This is a genomic window from Acinetobacter sp. YH12126, assembly GCF_013418745.1.
GTDB classification, from domain to species: domain Bacteria; phylum Pseudomonadota; class Gammaproteobacteria; order Pseudomonadales; family Moraxellaceae; genus Acinetobacter; species Acinetobacter amyesii.
On sequence record NZ_VPBM01000002.1, the window covers coordinates 255,620 to 270,837 of the forward strand.

18 protein-coding genes and 2 tRNA genes are annotated in these 15,218 nt (G+C 42.4%); 11 read left to right on the forward strand and 9 right to left on the reverse strand.

What is annotated here, in order from left to right:
• Nucleotides 1-69: 69 nt before the first annotated feature.
• The 3 genes from FTU62_RS01255 to FTU62_RS01265 form a co-directional block, all read right to left on the reverse strand.
• A tRNA-Phe gene (locus FTU62_RS01255) sits at nt 70-145 on the reverse strand.
• A gap of 138 nt (nt 146-283) precedes the next feature.
• A tRNA-Phe gene (locus FTU62_RS01260) sits at nt 284-359 on the reverse strand.
• A 206-nt stretch (nt 360-565) separates the two neighbouring features.
• A complete protein-coding gene (locus FTU62_RS01265; RefSeq protein ID WP_180101573.1) occupies nt 566-955 on the reverse strand; it encodes a GNAT family N-acetyltransferase in 390 nt (129 codons plus the stop codon).
• A gap of 97 nt (nt 956-1,052) precedes the next feature.
• Between FTU62_RS01265 and hisB the strand changes: the two genes are divergently transcribed.
• The 8 genes from hisB (at nt 1,053) to FTU62_RS01305 (ending at nt 7,518) form a co-directional block, all read left to right on the forward strand.
• A complete protein-coding gene (gene hisB, locus FTU62_RS01270; RefSeq protein WP_078190487.1) occupies nt 1,053-1,646 on the forward strand; it encodes an imidazoleglycerol-phosphate dehydratase HisB in 594 nt (197 codons plus the stop codon).
• Nucleotides 1,646-2,263, forward strand: a complete 618-nt coding sequence (gene hisH / locus FTU62_RS01275) for an imidazole glycerol phosphate synthase subunit HisH (RefSeq protein ID WP_180101575.1) — start codon at nt 1,646-1,648, stop codon at nt 2,261-2,263. Before hisB ends, hisH begins: the two co-directional genes overlap by 1 nt.
• Nucleotides 2,264-2,393: 130 nt before the next feature.
• The gene (locus tag FTU62_RS01280; protein WP_180009276.1) at nt 2,394-2,903 is read left to right on the forward strand and encodes a DUF805 domain-containing protein; all 510 of its coding nucleotides are present in this window, start codon (nt 2,394-2,396) and stop codon (nt 2,901-2,903) included.
• A 230-nt stretch (nt 2,904-3,133) separates the two neighbouring features.
• Complete coding sequence (locus FTU62_RS01285) at nt 3,134-3,607, forward strand: DUF805 domain-containing protein (protein WP_180009274.1); 474 nt, start codon at nt 3,134-3,136, stop codon at nt 3,605-3,607.
• A gap of 152 nt (nt 3,608-3,759) precedes the next feature.
• Nucleotides 3,760-4,425: a 3'-5' exonuclease gene (locus FTU62_RS01290; protein WP_180092800.1), complete on the forward strand. Its 666-nt coding sequence runs from the start codon at nt 3,760-3,762 to the stop codon at nt 4,423-4,425.
• Nucleotides 4,426-4,858: 433 nt separating this feature from the next.
• Nucleotides 4,859-5,623, forward strand: a complete 765-nt coding sequence (locus tag FTU62_RS01295) for a hypothetical protein (protein ID WP_180101577.1) — start codon at nt 4,859-4,861, stop codon at nt 5,621-5,623.
• Nucleotides 5,624-5,816: 193 nt separating this feature from the next.
• On the forward strand, nt 5,817-6,548 hold the full coding sequence (gene hisA / locus FTU62_RS01300) for a 1-(5-phosphoribosyl)-5-[(5-phosphoribosylamino)methylideneamino]imidazole-4-carboxamide isomerase (protein ID WP_078190493.1): 732 nt from the start codon (nt 5,817-5,819) through the stop codon (nt 6,546-6,548).
• Nucleotides 6,549-6,630: 82 nt separating this feature from the next.
• Nucleotides 6,631-7,518 carry a DMT family transporter gene (locus tag FTU62_RS01305; RefSeq protein ID WP_180035463.1) on the forward strand — a complete coding sequence of 296 codons (888 nt, stop codon included), beginning with the start codon at nt 6,631-6,633 and terminating at the stop codon, nt 7,516-7,518.
• A gap of 90 nt (nt 7,519-7,608) precedes the next feature.
• On the opposite strand, the gene FTU62_RS01310 is transcribed toward FTU62_RS01305, so the two are convergent.
• From FTU62_RS01310 to FTU62_RS01320, 3 genes are read right to left on the reverse strand one after another with little or no spacing between them, the layout of a single operon-like run.
• Nucleotides 7,609-8,001, reverse strand: a complete 393-nt coding sequence (locus tag FTU62_RS01310) for a hypothetical protein (protein ID WP_168378990.1) — start codon at nt 7,999-8,001, stop codon at nt 7,609-7,611.
• A 38-nt stretch (nt 8,002-8,039) separates the two neighbouring features.
• Complete coding sequence (locus FTU62_RS01315) at nt 8,040-8,666, reverse strand: DUF1294 domain-containing protein (RefSeq protein WP_180022370.1); 627 nt, start codon at nt 8,664-8,666, stop codon at nt 8,040-8,042.
• Nucleotides 8,667-8,693: 27 nt separating this feature from the next.
• The gene (locus FTU62_RS01320) at nt 8,694-9,644 is read right to left on the reverse strand and encodes a homoserine kinase (RefSeq protein ID WP_180101579.1); all 951 of its coding nucleotides are present in this window, start codon (nt 9,642-9,644) and stop codon (nt 8,694-8,696) included.
• 110 nt (nt 9,645-9,754) lie between these two features.
• On the opposite strand from FTU62_RS01320, the gene hisF reads away from it, so the two are divergent.
• Nucleotides 9,755-10,516, forward strand: a complete 762-nt coding sequence (hisF, locus tag FTU62_RS01325; protein WP_320109244.1) for an imidazole glycerol phosphate synthase subunit HisF — start codon at nt 9,755-9,757, stop codon at nt 10,514-10,516.
• 374 nt (nt 10,517-10,890) lie between these two features.
• Here hisF and FTU62_RS01330 read toward each other — a convergent pair whose 3' ends face one another.
• Nucleotides 10,891-11,511 (reverse strand): hypothetical protein, encoded by a 621-nt coding sequence (locus FTU62_RS01330; protein WP_111884519.1) that lies wholly within the window; start codon nt 11,509-11,511, stop codon nt 10,891-10,893.
• A gap of 111 nt (nt 11,512-11,622) precedes the next feature.
• Between FTU62_RS01330 and FTU62_RS01335 the strand changes: the two genes are divergently transcribed.
• Nucleotides 11,623-12,633, forward strand: a complete 1,011-nt coding sequence (locus FTU62_RS01335) for an AraC family transcriptional regulator (RefSeq protein ID WP_180101581.1) — start codon at nt 11,623-11,625, stop codon at nt 12,631-12,633.
• A gap of 165 nt (nt 12,634-12,798) precedes the next feature.
• Nucleotides 12,799-13,485, forward strand: a complete 687-nt coding sequence (gene aqpZ / locus FTU62_RS01340) for an aquaporin Z (RefSeq protein ID WP_078190501.1) — start codon at nt 12,799-12,801, stop codon at nt 13,483-13,485.
• 97 nt (nt 13,486-13,582) lie between these two features.
• Here aqpZ and FTU62_RS01345 read toward each other — a convergent pair whose 3' ends face one another.
• Both FTU62_RS01345 and FTU62_RS01350 read right to left on the reverse strand, forming a co-directional pair.
• Nucleotides 13,583-13,831 carry a hypothetical protein gene (locus FTU62_RS01345; protein ID WP_180101583.1) on the reverse strand — a complete coding sequence of 83 codons (249 nt, stop codon included), beginning with the start codon at nt 13,829-13,831 and terminating at the stop codon, nt 13,583-13,585.
• A gap of 117 nt (nt 13,832-13,948) precedes the next feature.
• Complete coding sequence (locus tag FTU62_RS01350) at nt 13,949-15,037, reverse strand: DNA/RNA non-specific endonuclease (protein WP_180101585.1); 1,089 nt, start codon at nt 15,035-15,037, stop codon at nt 13,949-13,951.
• Nucleotides 15,038-15,218 lie beyond the last annotated feature (181 nt).

The following is a 15,218-nucleotide window of genomic DNA, read 5'->3' on the forward strand; positions in this document are numbered from 1 at the left end:
ATGATAAACAACCGAAAAAACAACAGGCAAAAAAAAACCTCAAACAATGGTTTGAGGTTTTTTCGAATATGGTGGCGAGACCCAGGATCGAACTGGGGACACACGGATTTTCAATCCGTTGCTCTACCTACTGAGCTATCACGCCGATGCGGTGTATTAAGCCGTATCTCAGTCAATTAGTCAATCATATTTATAAAAATATTTTTCGTATGCATATTTTTTAGGCAAAAAAAAATCCCTGATGGGATCAGGGATTGATAAACTGAAAAATCAGTTTTGAATATGGTGGCGAGACCCAGGATCGAACTGGGGACACACGGATTTTCAATCCGTTGCTCTACCTACTGAGCTATCACGCCGATGGGGCGTATTAAACAATTTCAGTCTCATGGCGTCAAGCATCCGTTGCACTTTTTTGTGCAAATGTTTATTTTTAAATCAATATTTCACATTATTTGCTTATTTTTTGAGTGCTTTTAAATTTCCACAGCTGAAATTACTGTGACAACAACGTATTTATCCAACAAAAAAGCAGCTCAATGGCTGCTTTCAATTGGGGGACCAGTTATTCAGCCGCAGTAATTTTTCCAATGTGCGCCAAACAGCGATGGATCGCGCCACAACCTGGTTCAAAAGTTTTCACCCCTTTTTCTTCTTCCATACGGGTGGCCTCACTGACCAAGCGCTCTGCAACACCACGCCCGCGATTTGCTGGGTGTACCACAATATATTCAAGGGTTTTGCTTTCACCTTGGCCTGTACACCAAATCGCACCAATCACTTTTGTATTAAATTCTGCAGTATAAACTAAGGTATACTGAGCTAAGTTCTGCTCAAGTTGTTCAATCGCATCGGAACCGTCGCTAAACTCAGGGCTGGTGTCATACAGTCGCTCAAGCTGGCTGCGCACTTCATCATTTTCCAAAGAAGTATAGGCATGTACGGTAATAGGCATTGATAAACCCTCCTGAGCAATCTAATATGCGGTGACTTTTCGTCACAGCGAAAATATTTTTACATCAATCATTTTGACGTATTTGAGGAACGTGTCTATGACAGATCGTATCAGTGAAGTGGTAAGAAACACCAACGAAACCAAAATTCGAGTTCGTGTGAATCTTGATGGTACTGGTCAAGGCACTTTAAACACTGGTGTTCCATTTTTAGATCATATGATTGATCAAATCAAGCGACATGGTCTGTTTGATATTGATATTCATTGTGATGGCGATCTTGAAATTGACGATCATCATACCGTAGAAGACTGTGGGATTACACTTGGCCAAGCGTTTGCTCAAGCACTGGGCAATAAAAAAGGCTTACGTCGCTACGGTCACTTCTATGCGCCGCTCGATGAATCACTGAGTCGTGTTGTGGTGGATTTATCTGGCCGTCCGGGTCTGTGGATGGATATTCCATTCACTCGCGCGCGCATCGGGACTTTTGATGTGGATCTTTTCTCTGAATTTTTCCAAGGTTTTGTGAACCATGCGTTAATGACGCTGCACATCGACAACCTAAAAGGTAAAAACAGCCACCACCAAATTGAAAGCGTATTTAAAGCCTTTGCCCGTGCATTACGTATGGCGTGTGAAGTTGACCCGCGTGCCGAAAATACTGTTGCGTCTACCAAAGGAACATTGTAATGACCCGTATTGCCCTTCTTGACTATGGCATGGGAAATCTTCACTCAGCAGCAAAAGCCCTCGAACACGTGGGCGCAACTGTTGATGTCACCAATGATCCTAAGCTGATTGCACAAGCAGATAAAATTGTGTTTCCTGGCGTTGGCGCAATGCGTGACTGTATGCAAGGCATGCATGATGCAGGCATTGATGAAGTGGTCCGTAAAGCGGCATTTAATAAACCTGTGCTTGCGATCTGTGTCGGTATGCAAGCCCTAATGCAGCATTCCGAAGAAAATGGCGGTGCAGATGCATTGGGTATTTTTGAAGGTTCGGTTAAACGCTTCCCTGATGTAGAGGGATTAAAAGTGCCGCACATGGGCTGGAACCAAGTGCATCAGGCAGACCATAGCCACCCGATGTGGAAAAACATTGAGCAAAATGCACGTTTCTATTTCGTACATAGCTTCTATGTAGAGCCGCAAGACTCAAGCATTGTCGCTGCTACCTGTGACTATGGTTTGGAATTTTGTACCGCAATTCACAAGGAAAACTTGTTTGCGACACAATTTCACCCAGAAAAAAGTCATACAGCCGGTCTGCAATTGCTGAAAAACTTTGTGGAATGGGATATTTAAAATTCCTTCGCCGCAAAAAAGCCCGCTCCTTGCGGGCTTTTTTGTACTGTTTATTTTTCATCCTTTTATTTTCTACATATTCATTTTAGAATTTGCCTACTTATAAAAATACCAAAGCCTAGGAATAATAATGAATACATTCACATCTGACTCACCGACCCAAGCCAGTGGTCGCTTTAGCCGTCGCGCATATCTTGCATGGAATCTACTGCTCGGCATTATTTTTACACTAATTGCTGTTGTAGTCGGCCTGCTCATACCCGGTGCGCAAAATGCGTTGACTGAAGGTGCAATGTCGACGCCACTCATGATTATTTTCTTTATCATGTATGCCATCGTCATTTATTACAGCGTCATTTTCTTAATCCGTCGTTTACATGACCGAGACCATTCTGGATGGCTTGCACTGCTGATCTTAGTTCCTGTAGTGAATATATTATTTGCGCTCTATGTGTTATTTGCACCGGGTAATAGCGGTAGTAATAGCTTTGGACAACCACGCCCGACCAAAGGCTGGGAAACAGTGCTGGCTGTTTTGTATATCGTGGTGTTTATAGTCGGGATACTTGCTGCGATCATGATTCCCTCTTACCAAAACTATGTGATCCGCTCTCAGCAAACCACGATTCAACAACAATAATGATAAATTATTAGATGCCGCCTATATCACTCTAAACAGCAATACATCTACTCAAACAAACTCACACATGTGGGCTTTTTTTGTACTTTACCTTTATAATCAACGCGCTTTTTATGTTCAGGATCAAATCCTGTACTTTTTCACATTTTTATGTCGTTTTTAGCTCAATTTTTTTGCGGCTAAAAATGAATGATAACTATACTTTTTACGATAATTTAAGATCATTTAATATGAATAATTCACCCAATATAAACTCTGGTTGGAACCGTGACGGTCGTTTTAATCGCATGTCTTTTATCGGTTGGAATGTCTTCTATGGCCTCATGCTGAGCATATTGATGCTACTGATCGTCAGCATGATGCCCAATACCCTCAATGCCCTAATAGCTCATGCAGAAAATCCAATGACGCAAGTGATTGGATTTATCCTGAATGTTTTAATGCTGATCCCTTTGATGATTTTTTCCGTACGTCGTCTGCATGACTTTAATCTCTCAGGCTGGTTTGCACTCTTAGAGTTGATTCCGTTGCTCAATATCGTTATGTGCATTGCTCTGATGCTCATCCCTGGGTCTGCAAATGCCAATCAATATGGTGAGCCACGTGCATCCAAAACATGGGAAGTGGTCCTCGCCTTTCTCTTTATCGGTTTATTCTTACTGATCTTGGTAAATGTATTATTTACTGCGCGTTTTCTGTTTTAAGTCACTGTGTTTAAGTGCCCTCGTCACTGTCATAGCAACGCGCTATGACAGGCAGATGAGTCAATGGCTCATGCTCAACGCCACATCTCGGTATTTGCATTTCCCTACTAAACGCTCTAGGCTGCAACAACAAGCCTTTGAATTGAATCACAATGACTGATGCTCTACTGACACCTATTTTGCCAACAAAAGAACAGATTAAAGATTTTCCATTGTTCCAAAATTTAGTGCCAGAGCAGATCCATGTCATTCACAATGCCGAACAATGCCAACACTGGTCCGATGAATTACAGACAACTGCCTTATTCGGTTTCGACTCTGAATCTAAGCCGACTTTTCGTAAAGGTGAGGTCTCTACCGGCCCACATTTAATCCAACTCGCGACGGCGCAACAGGCATGGTTGTTTCAAATGAACGAATGCACTTGGGATTTTTTAAGACCAATCTTGAGTAATCGTGATCAAATTAAAGTGGGTTTTGGCTTAAAAAATGATGCGCATTTATTTCGTAAAAAAGGCATCGAACTGAATAGTGTCTTGGAACTCTCCAAGTGCTTTGCTTCTTTTGGCTTAAGCCAACCTTTAGGTTTAAAAAATGCCATGGCACTGCTTTTTCGTGTGAATTTTCCAAAATCTAAATCGGTCAGCACCTCGAATTGGGCCAAAAAGCGCTTAAGTCCGGAGCAAATTCGTTATGCCGCTGCCGATGCCTATGCCCCTGTTTTGGTCTTTGAAGAATTATTACAACGTGGCTTATTACCCAAAACCATTCCCAATACTTCTCTCAAACTAAGAATTCGTCCGCACATGAATTTATAAATCCTTAATTATTTTAATGATTTAATTTATATTCAGCGATGTAACCGCTCTGTAACTGGATATTGCCCCAATCTATGGCATGACCAAGTGCAAAGATCGGCTGAAGAGTGCCAATGAATTTGCAGTTTATTTGCACTAGAGATTTAAACAGTACGTTATTGCTTTAAAAATAGTCACAACACAGTCTAAAAACAATAAAATCGCACCTTTTAAGTACATTTATATCTTTGATTTAACTCATTTTAATTACATTAATATACATTTATATTTTTATTCAGCTAAGGTTTTGATCTCTCTGGGTTTTCTAGCAGAATTACATGATTTATCTCATTCTTTCTATACTTTCATAATTTGTTTTCATCAATCTCCTTTTGCTAAAACAAGTCTGCCAAATACATAACACATTATAATTTAAAAGCTTGGAGAACCTGACATGTTGAACTTATTTACAGGAAAAATCAGCGGTGTACTCAGCCTGACTTTACAAGGGATCAGTAAAGCGGTTGGACTGGTTTTAAATACTGTTTTGGATACAGTAGACAGCGTATTAGAGACCGTAAGTAGCTTAACAGCGCCCTTAACGAATGCACTGACTGAGCTTCCGCTCATTGGTGGGACCATCGAAAAAGTACTCGCGGTTGAAAATCAGTTGGTTGGCACCTTAGGTGATGGCTTACATGCGGTAGCCGATCAACTAGCGACAGGTGATCTTCTCGGCGGTGTACAAACCGCTCTCAATGGCGTAACTGGTGTGGTCGGTCAAACCGTGACGGAAGTTGCAGGTTTGGTTGATCATCTCAGTGGCGTGGCTGCACCAATCACAGATGTACTTTCTGACCTGCCATTGCTGGGCGGTCTATTGGATGCAGTAGGCGAAACTACGGGGAATTTAACAGGCTTGTTGGCTGAAACGGGCGACTATGTAGCCAGTATTGATCCTACCGAATTATTAACATCCGTCCTGAATGATCCTTTAGCAAGTATGGGTAGTGTCGTGCAAGATGTTTCAGGCACTTTAGATGCCTTACTGGATGACATTGTACCGATTACATCGATTGCCACTGAACTTCCTGTGGTGGGTGATCTTATTCAAGTGGTCGGTGAAAGTACCACAGCCCTCAATCAAGGCTTATACGATGTCGGTAGCTTACTTCAATCCGTAAACAGCGATTTATTACAAACAACCGCTTATGTTTAATGACTAAAAACGCTAATACACAGCGCATTTTTATAGACCAACAATAAAATCCAATCCTTTATTTGCACTAGCCTGACACATGTCAGGCTTTTTTAATTCATCAATTCTGATATTAGCATTTAGTGTATAGCCGTTTATTTGATAAGATTAGGTACAAATTCATTCTTAATTTGATTGAGCAAGGAGCGAAAGCATGCTGATCATCCCTGCAATTGACCTGAAAGATGGCAAATGTGTCCGTTTAAAACAAGGTCGTATGGAAGACGATACCGTATTTTCTGACGATCCAGTGGCAACTGCACAGCATTGGGTAAATGAAGGCGCGCGTCGCTTACATTTGGTAGATTTAAACGGTGCTTTCGCTGGTACACCGATTCATAAGCCTGTGGTTGAAGCGATTGCTAAAGCACAGCCTGAATTACCAATTCAAATTGGTGGTGGTATCCGCTCTCTTGAAACTATTGAACACTACCTTGATGCAGGCGTATCGTTTGTCATCATTGGTACAAAAGCGGTAAAAGAGCCTGAATTTGTTGAAGAAGCGTGCAAAAAATTTGCAGGCCATATCATTGTCGGTATCGATGCCATGAACGGTATGGTAGCAACAGATGGTTGGGCAAATGTCACTGATGTGAAAGCTACTGATTTGGCAAAACGCTTTGCAGATGCTGGCGTATCGAGCATCGTCTACACCGACATCGCACGTGATGGCATGATGCAAGGTGTGAACGTTGAACAAACCGTAAACCTTGCAACATATTCAGGCTTACCTGTTATTGCATCGGGTGGCGTGACTAACCTTGACGACGTACGTAACTTAAAAGGCCAACCGGGCATTTTAGGTGCGATTACTGGTCGTGCAATTTATGAAGGGACATTGAACCTTCGTGAAGCTCAATTACTGCTTGATCAACAAAGCTTGTAATTTGCCCGAGCAGAAAAGAGGTCTTCGGGCCTCTTTTTTTATTTCTCATTTTTATTTCCCCTCTTCGAACAATCAAATACACATGTCAACCGTCCAATCTGCTTGGAAAGCCAAGTTTCCGCAGCTCGCACTCATCCTGATTACCATGATTTGGGGCGCCAGTTTTATCACCGTGCAATACGGTTTAAATTTTAGCAGTCCCGTGCTGTTTGTCGGTCTACGTTTTGCCGCAGCAACACTGGCTGTGAGTCTTTTATCACTCAAATATCTTAGACACTTTTCTCAATATGATGTCATTGCGGGCGCAAGTATCGGCGCGGTGATTGCGATCGGCTATGCGACGCAAACAATCGGCCTGCAAAGCATCAGCAGCAGTGAATCAGCTTTTTTAACAGCGCTGTATGTACCGCTGGTGCCGATTTTTATGTGGCTCTGTTTTCGGCATAAACCGCATGTGATTACATGGCTGGGTGTGTGTTTGGCTTTTGTTGGTTTGGTCTTTTTAACTGGTAATGGTTTTGGCGCCATTCAGCTCAACTTTGGACAAATCATTACGCTGCTCGGGTCGATTGCCATTGCCTTTGAAATTATCTTGATCAGTTATTTTGCACCCCGCGTCAATCTACGCAGAGTGACGGTTCTACAATTGGCATTTGCCTCACTGTTCTGTTTTTGCTTTGCTCCAATGGTAGGTGAAACCACATTGCCCAAATTTGAATGGCCATTAATCGCTGTACTGTGCGGATTGGGGCTGGCCAGCGCCGTGATTCAACTGGTGATGAACTGGGCGCAGCGTATGGTTGATCCTGCACAGGCGGCAATCATCTATGCAGGTGAACCGGTTTGGGCCGCAATCATTGGGCGGCTTGCAGGTGAACGCTTAACACCGCTCGCTCTCATTGGCGGACTGTGTGTAGTGCTTGGTGTGATTGTGAGTGAATGGCGGCCGAAATGGTTAAAGAAACGCTAATTTCTGCATCCTCTATTAGATCAAAAAAGCGACTCATACGGTCGCTTTTTTGATGCTAAGATTTTTATTCCAAAAAGTTCTGAACTCGCATTACTCATACATCGGTCGGTTGTCATTGACACGGATTAAACCTTTAATCGCGCGGTACACAATCCATAACCAAGACAGTCCGATCACCGTGACACAGAAGGTACTCGCTCCCAGTGCTACACCTGCAAAGGCATTGGCATTATTGCCGGTAAAGAACAGAAAAATAAAAGGCACGAAAGCAATGATATTCCAAATGAGATACCACCAAAACGTGCGAATCTGCCAAGTGAAATGGCTTTCAAAAATCGTACCGCGGACATCACTGCGTTTGACGTAATTGATAATCAGCGCGAGGACCGCAAGCAAGCCGGCAGAAAAAATTGCCACAATATAAAGAATATACAAAATAATCGTGAGCAGGCGGTTTGGATCTTTATCAATGGAATAATTCATTTCGCTCTCCGTCATGATGATTTTGCGGATCGTTCCACCTAAATATGCAGGATATTAAATGGTGAAATTAGCCATAAAATCAGTAGTATGTTAAAGGCTATGGTACAGAAATATATTTTTCGAAACGGTTGTTTTTGTGTTTTATGCCGCAAACGTTGCTGAGCCAGCCATGCCGCCGGCCACCCACCTAAAAAAGACAAAAGATGCAGTGTATTTTCAGGCACGCGTCGGTTCCCCATTTGCGCAGCTTCTTTATCCTGCGCATAGAACCAATAGGTCAAGACATTGATAATACTTACAAAAAGCAGCACCATGCCACTGAGTAAACCAGCCACAGACAAGCCCGCCAAGGCGAGGATATAAATGATGCACAAGATTTGCATCGGCTCTGCCTGACGCGGCATCTGCACCACATTTTTTTTATTGGGGCGTTGTGTAGCTTTGGTTTGTGAGGCTTTTAAATAATGCACTTGCTGCGCACGAAAGCGTCCGCGTTCGTCTAAGATGACAGCATAATCCAACGCGCAGCCCACGATTGGTCGTGGGCCGGGACGGGAAAAGTCTTTGATGTGCAAAAATACGCGATCTTTGGTGCTATCGTTCGGTTGAATGAAGCCGTAACCCTTATCATCAAACCATTCTACTAAGCGTCCTTGATCACGCATGCTTTTCCCCCTCGTTGTTTTTAAAATTTATGCAGTGACGAACTTTAATCGTTCAATCAGCATATTACGCATTTCAGCAGGGTTTTTCTGCAAAATATCATCCCCTGTACGGCCTTCTGCCGCATTTTTCTGTGCTACCTGTAAACGCATCATCCAGAAACGACCTGCCGCCATCGCCAAATATAACTCTAGGCATGATTTTTCATCTGCGGTTAATGGACGCACGCTTTCATAGGCATTTAAAAAGGCAATGGCTTTGTCTTCATTCAAATGTACATCCGGATATTCAGTACAAAAGTCATTTAAAGTAATAGCAATATCAAACAAGAGTTCGTCTTTATTTAACTCATAAAAGTCTAAAATGCCGTTGAGTTGATCGCCTTCAAATAGAGTATTGTCACGGAACAAATCAGAATGAATAAAACCGGTAGGACGGTTTGGGTACATCGCTGTTAAGATGTCATATAAGCCCAACAAATTGTTAAGCAACGTGGTATCTGCTTCATTTAATGTTGGACGAATATCCCGTGAAACTTGTAACCAATAAGCATGATCACGATATTCTGCACGTTCCAAAGGGAAATCTTGTAAAGCCACATGCATTTTCGCTTGGGCTACAGCAATCGCTTCTGCTTGCGCTAAGCTCGCAGGCATGGGATGTTGACCTTGCATGCGTGGCGCAATCTGTGCAGGTTTATCCTTTAAGCTATGAATCGCTTTACCCGAATGATTCAGTGGTACAGGCACAGCTAGACCAGCCTGCCCCAAGTGTTCGAGTACAGGCACCAATTCCCCTGCACCTTGCTCGTCCATCTCTTCAAAAACGGTTAATACATACTGCGTGCCATTTTCGCAAACAATAAAATAGTTGGTATTTTGAATACCGCCTTGAATCGGAATCAGGTCAATCACCTCCAGTCCATAAGGTGCTGCAAAATCCTGAACTTCCTTTAAAGTCAAAGTGGTATAAACCGACATAGAAAACCTGCGAAAAAACTTACATATTTTTGATAGAATAACCGCTCCGACTACTAAGGTGTAGCATCTAAGTCGCGAAGTTTCATAATCGGCTGTTATTTTTGGAAAAAATTATGCTTGCTAAACGTATTATTCCTTGCCTCGACGTGGACAACGGTCGTGTAGTGAAAGGTGTTCAATTTCTTGATATTCGTGATGCAGGCGATCCAGTTGAAGTTGCACGCCGTTATAACGAACAAGGTGCGGACGAAATTACCTTCTTAGACATTACCGCAACCTCAAATGGTCGTGATACCACTTACCGTACGGTAGAGCGTATGGCTGAGTCTGTATTTGTGCCATTAACAGTCGGTGGTGGCGTGCGTAAAGTAGAAGATATCCGCCTGTTATTAAATGCGGGTGCGGACAAAGTTTCGATTAACTCTGCGGCTATTTATAACCCTGAATTTGTACAAGAAGCCTCTCAGCGTTTTGGCGCACAGTGTATTGTGGTTGCTATTGATGCGAAAAAAACCGGCGATAATAAATGGGAAATTTTCACCCACGGTGGTCGTAAAGAAACCGGTATCGATGCCATCGAATGGGCGGTAAAAATGGCGGACTTCGGTGCAGGTGAATTACTCATCACCTCAATGGATGCCGATGGAACCAAAGCCGGTTATGACATTGAACTGATGCGTAATATCAATGACCGTGTGACCATTCCAACCATTGCTTCTGGTGGTGTCGGTAATCTCCAACATTTGGCCGATGGCATTTTAAAAGGCGGTGCAGATGCGGTGCTTGCAGCCTCTATTTTCCACTTTGGTCAACACACCATTCCTGAAGCGAAAAAATATCTTGCAGAACAAGGTATTGAAATGCGTCTTTAATTGATTCGTTTTCAATGAAGATTTAAAAGAGCGATGATTCGCTCTTTTTTTTGCTTTGGTGTTTTTGATGCAACAACATGAAGTTACAGCAGAGCATCGTCCATACAATTCATTTACTATAGACATAAAAAAAGGAGCCTTGTCGGCTCCTATAAACCAAGAAAAACTACAGCACTTGGTCTGATACTTAAAACAAATGAAAAAATATACATAGCAACTTCATCAATCAACTCGTCGTGTACAAGCCTTTTGATCATTTAAATATAGGGCATTTGCACTGCATTTGATTGACAGTAGATTCATAATTTATTGACAAATTGCGACAGCTCAATTGAATGGCAAAGCTAGTTGTCAAAACCCATGGTGCGTTCATATTAGACCGTTTCAAGAAGTGCAGCTGGCTTTTCACGCTCAGCGACCCACTTTGCAGGAAATACCCGATTGACCCAGTGTGACAATGGTTTAGCAATCGCTGTCGGCAGTAGCACACCCAATGGGTTCTGCTCCTGTAATTTCGCCGAGGAGATCACCCGAGTTCCTAAAATATAATCAAACCACGGCTTAGTCACACACCAATTGGCATCCTGATTTGAGTTCATATGGTGGTCATAGTGCCATGGAATCTTTTTCATCGCCCACTCTGGCTCAAGATGTGCGCGACGATGGATATAATAATAATTCCCTGCACAATACAATACCGACAAACTCATTCCTTTGGAAATAGGATAAAACAGCGGGACAAATACGGCTGAAACTGCCACCAGTGACAATATTTCATTTTTAGTGCGCCAGTTCTGTACACCTTCAACATAGCCATGATCATGAAAATCTGTTTTTCGAACTTCACGATGATGTTCCCAATGTGATTTCATGCTTTTCGGTACTGGACTAAAACGTGGCTTGCCTGACCGATGTGTCCCATGCAAAACATATTTATGTGCGAACCATTCAAAGGCATTGGCGACGACCAACCCTGCAATAAAACCTTTTAACATGACCAATATCTCCTTTTCTTAGCTCCACTATAGGTAATGAAAAAGGCTAGATATTGACCGTTTTTTTTAATATTATTGACAAAACACGACAAAATTTAGAATTAAAAAAATATGCAACAACTCAAGGACTATACAGGATCGGTCTATGGAGGACTGGGCCATTTGCTCTATGCTTATCACCAAGCTCAAGGCATTGCCATTCCTGAAAAATTGAATAGAGTTCAAAACTTAGAGCGTTTTGATTATGCCATTTGGCGTGATTTATTGATGGATTTAGATCAAAAGATCCAAAAGCCGGCGCTGGGTTTAGAAATTGCTGAACATGTGCAACCCAAACATATTGGCATTATTGCGTATATTGCTCTGTCCTGTGAAAACTTGGGCGAAGCACTGCTCCGCTACCATGATTTTCATCGCTTAATCTTCGATGGCAGTCCATTGCTGATTGATATTCAAAATGATTTTTTCTCCATCGGTTGGAATGATTTACCCATGAATATGGCCAATCAATTGACCGATGAAATTGCGATTGCGTTAATGCTGCAGTTTCTAAAATTATTTATGCGTTTTGAAGATATCAATTTACACGAAGTGCATTTTCATAATCCTGCACCGAAAAATGTCGCTCAGTATGAACAATATTTTCGCTGCAAAGTTCGTTTTTCCCAAGAAAAGTCGAAGGTTATCGTTCCCATTCAAGAACTGTCTCGCCCTTTTTCCCAAGGCGATCAGACCTTACAAAAACTGTTGATGCAACAAGCACAGTCTTTATTAGAAAAACTGCCGAATACCACGCAAATCGACCAACGCTTACAGCAAGCCATCTTAATGGGTTTGCAAAAAAATCAGTTCCAAATTGAACATGTCGCTACGCAACTCAATCTTTCCGTCCGACAATTACAACGCCATTTACAACAACAAGGCAGCACCTATCAGCAACGTATGCAGGAAGTCCGCTGCATGATGGCAGAAGAATTTTTAAGAGACCCACATTTGAGTTTGCAAGAAATTGCGCTACTGCTGGGTTATTCAGAACAGAGTGCATTTCAACGTGCTTTTAAACAATGGCGAAATTTAACCCCACAGCAATGGCGCTTATCGCAAATTGAAGCAGCAAGTTAAAATGTGACACAGTTATCAATTTAAATGTTGTGATTTTCAGCAAAATCCATTAAATCTATGCATATTCAATAAATGAATAAAACAACACTTCACAACTAGATTGCACTCATGCTGAGTGAAAGATTGAAAATCTATTCCAAATGACAAAAACAAATGGAGTTTTAAATGAATAAATATTTAGCAGAACTGATCGGTACGTTTTGGCTGGTCTTTGGTGGTTGTGGTAGTGCGGTCTTGGCTGCGGCCTTTCCTGAACTTGGCATTGGCTTCGCTGGCGTGGCACTGGCCTTCGGTTTAACGGTATTGACGGCTGCTTATGCGCTGGGTCATATCTCAGGGGGACATTTTAACCCTGCCGTGAGTATTGGCTTGTGGGCCGGTGGTCGTTTTGAAGCCAAAGAACTAGCGCCCTATATTATTTCTCAATTGCTGGGTGCAACCCTCGCCGCATTTATTCTATTCATCATTGTGCAAGGTCAGGCCGGATTTACAGGCGTCGGCGGTTTTGCCACCAATGGCTATGGTGAATTATCTCCGGGCAAATACTCTATGCTCTCAGCCTTAATCATTGAGATTGTGCTGACTGCTGGCTTTTTGATTGTGATCATGGGAGCAACGGATAAACGTGCACCTGCCGGATTTGCCCCAATTGCGATCGGTCTTGCGCTTACATTGATCCATCTCATCAGCATTCCCGTCACCAATACTTCGGTCAACCCAGCGCGTAGTATGGGTGTCGCATTCTTTGCTGAAACTGCTGCGCTGTCACAAGTTTGGCTGTTTTGGGTAGCCCCAATCATTGGCGCAGTGATTGGTGCGGTCATCTATAAACTGATGGCAAAAGACGCATAAATAGAAGAAGACACTATAAAAAAGCTCACAACCTGTGAGCTTTTTTTCATTCATCCCGAATTGAGCATTGCTTCCTTCGACGGTCGATGACACAGCTTTAAAGAAATGGATTTTCCACTTCGTTGTCTTCACCGCCCTGCGCTATTTTTTCAGCTAAGTTGGTATCCGCCTCAAGCGTTGTCACCACATCATTGAAAAATGCCTGTAAAGCTTTCGCTGCAGCTAAACCTGCTTTGTCTTTCGTCACCTGTAAATTGCCATAAATATTAATTCGATCTTGGCCATTTTCTAGTGTTAAGTCATGAATTGCATGCGACGCTGTATCATTTTCAAATGCTTTGAACATGATGGATATCCTTCTTTTTTGTTGTAGTGATGCAGCAATAGAAATACGTGAAAAAGATTTCAACTGCAAGCAATGATCTTCTTCATCACTCACAGTTCAGCGCTATTATCTGCTCGATTATTTCAAAATCTGTAGCAGATATTGCAGAATTTCTTCAATCAATTGTTTGACCAAGGCATCTTGATTGTTGTCATTTCCACTACTTGCCGTGGATGTCTCGCCCACAGATCCACCACTCGATTTAAACTCTTTTTGCAAACTTAAAATCTTGTCTTCTGCGACATCTGCAGCACACTGGCTTTCAGCATCCCAATGCAAATAAGCGATATCTTGATTTGCTTTTACTTGGGTGGCTTTGAGTGGCAAACGGTAGGTATTACGCTTTTGGTCTTCGGTTAATTCTGGAAAGAAATTAATTCCAGTCAGTTCTTCTAGCGCACAAATACTCATGACTTTGACTGTAGGTGCGGTATCACGCAAGGCATTGTCTGCATAGTACACGCCTGCAACACCTTTTTTCGGCAAATAGATCGCCTTATAAGTGGCGGTCGGCACGATGACCCCTTGCCCGATGGTTTTTAATTTTTTCGCACTGTATACCGGCCCCGTCACCACATAGACATCTTGCTTTTGTTTGGTCACTATCGCCCGTGTGGCTTCTTCTAACTCACGCCACACTTGCTGATTATTTTTTGGAGCTTGCGGCACCATATTGGCCAAAGAAAAACTGTCTAACTGCGCAGCTTTATTGGGCATATCGGCATTTGGCGCCATGTGTCCACGGTCATAGCCTGAAGATTTATAGTCTGAAAGCAAAGCCCGATATTCAGACGGCACGCGAGTCTCTTCATGAAAGTTATCTTCACGCGGAATTTTTTGACTCAGGCGTGCGGGGGTTAATGCTTCTGCAACCCAAAGCGGTGTCTTGGATATCCCTGAATACATGACATTAAAGCCATTAAAACACAATGGAAAACTGTTTTTATGTAGGCTTTCACGGACCAAATAAGGAGGCACTTCACGATAAAATTGGTCCAAACAAGCGCTATTTGAAGTGCTGCTCATAGAAACAAGTTGTTGAATTTTTTCTTGCCCGAAAGCAATAGCAAAGCTTCCTGTTGCCACCAGACCCAACAGCACTTTTATGCCATTTTGCCCAAATAACTGTGAAAGCGGATTTGCTGAATTGCGTTTCTTTTTGACCATGACTTACAACAATGACTTCTAAAAGGACTATTTTTCCGCAGCTTAACAAGGGTGCAAATTTTAGTACACTTTTCTTTTTTAATTTGCTTAACAATCACACAAATATTGTTTAACAAAGCAGCAGTTGATGTAACTTTATGTCGCAGTTGTGCAGGTCTTTATAGGAAGTCATGAAGCAGTT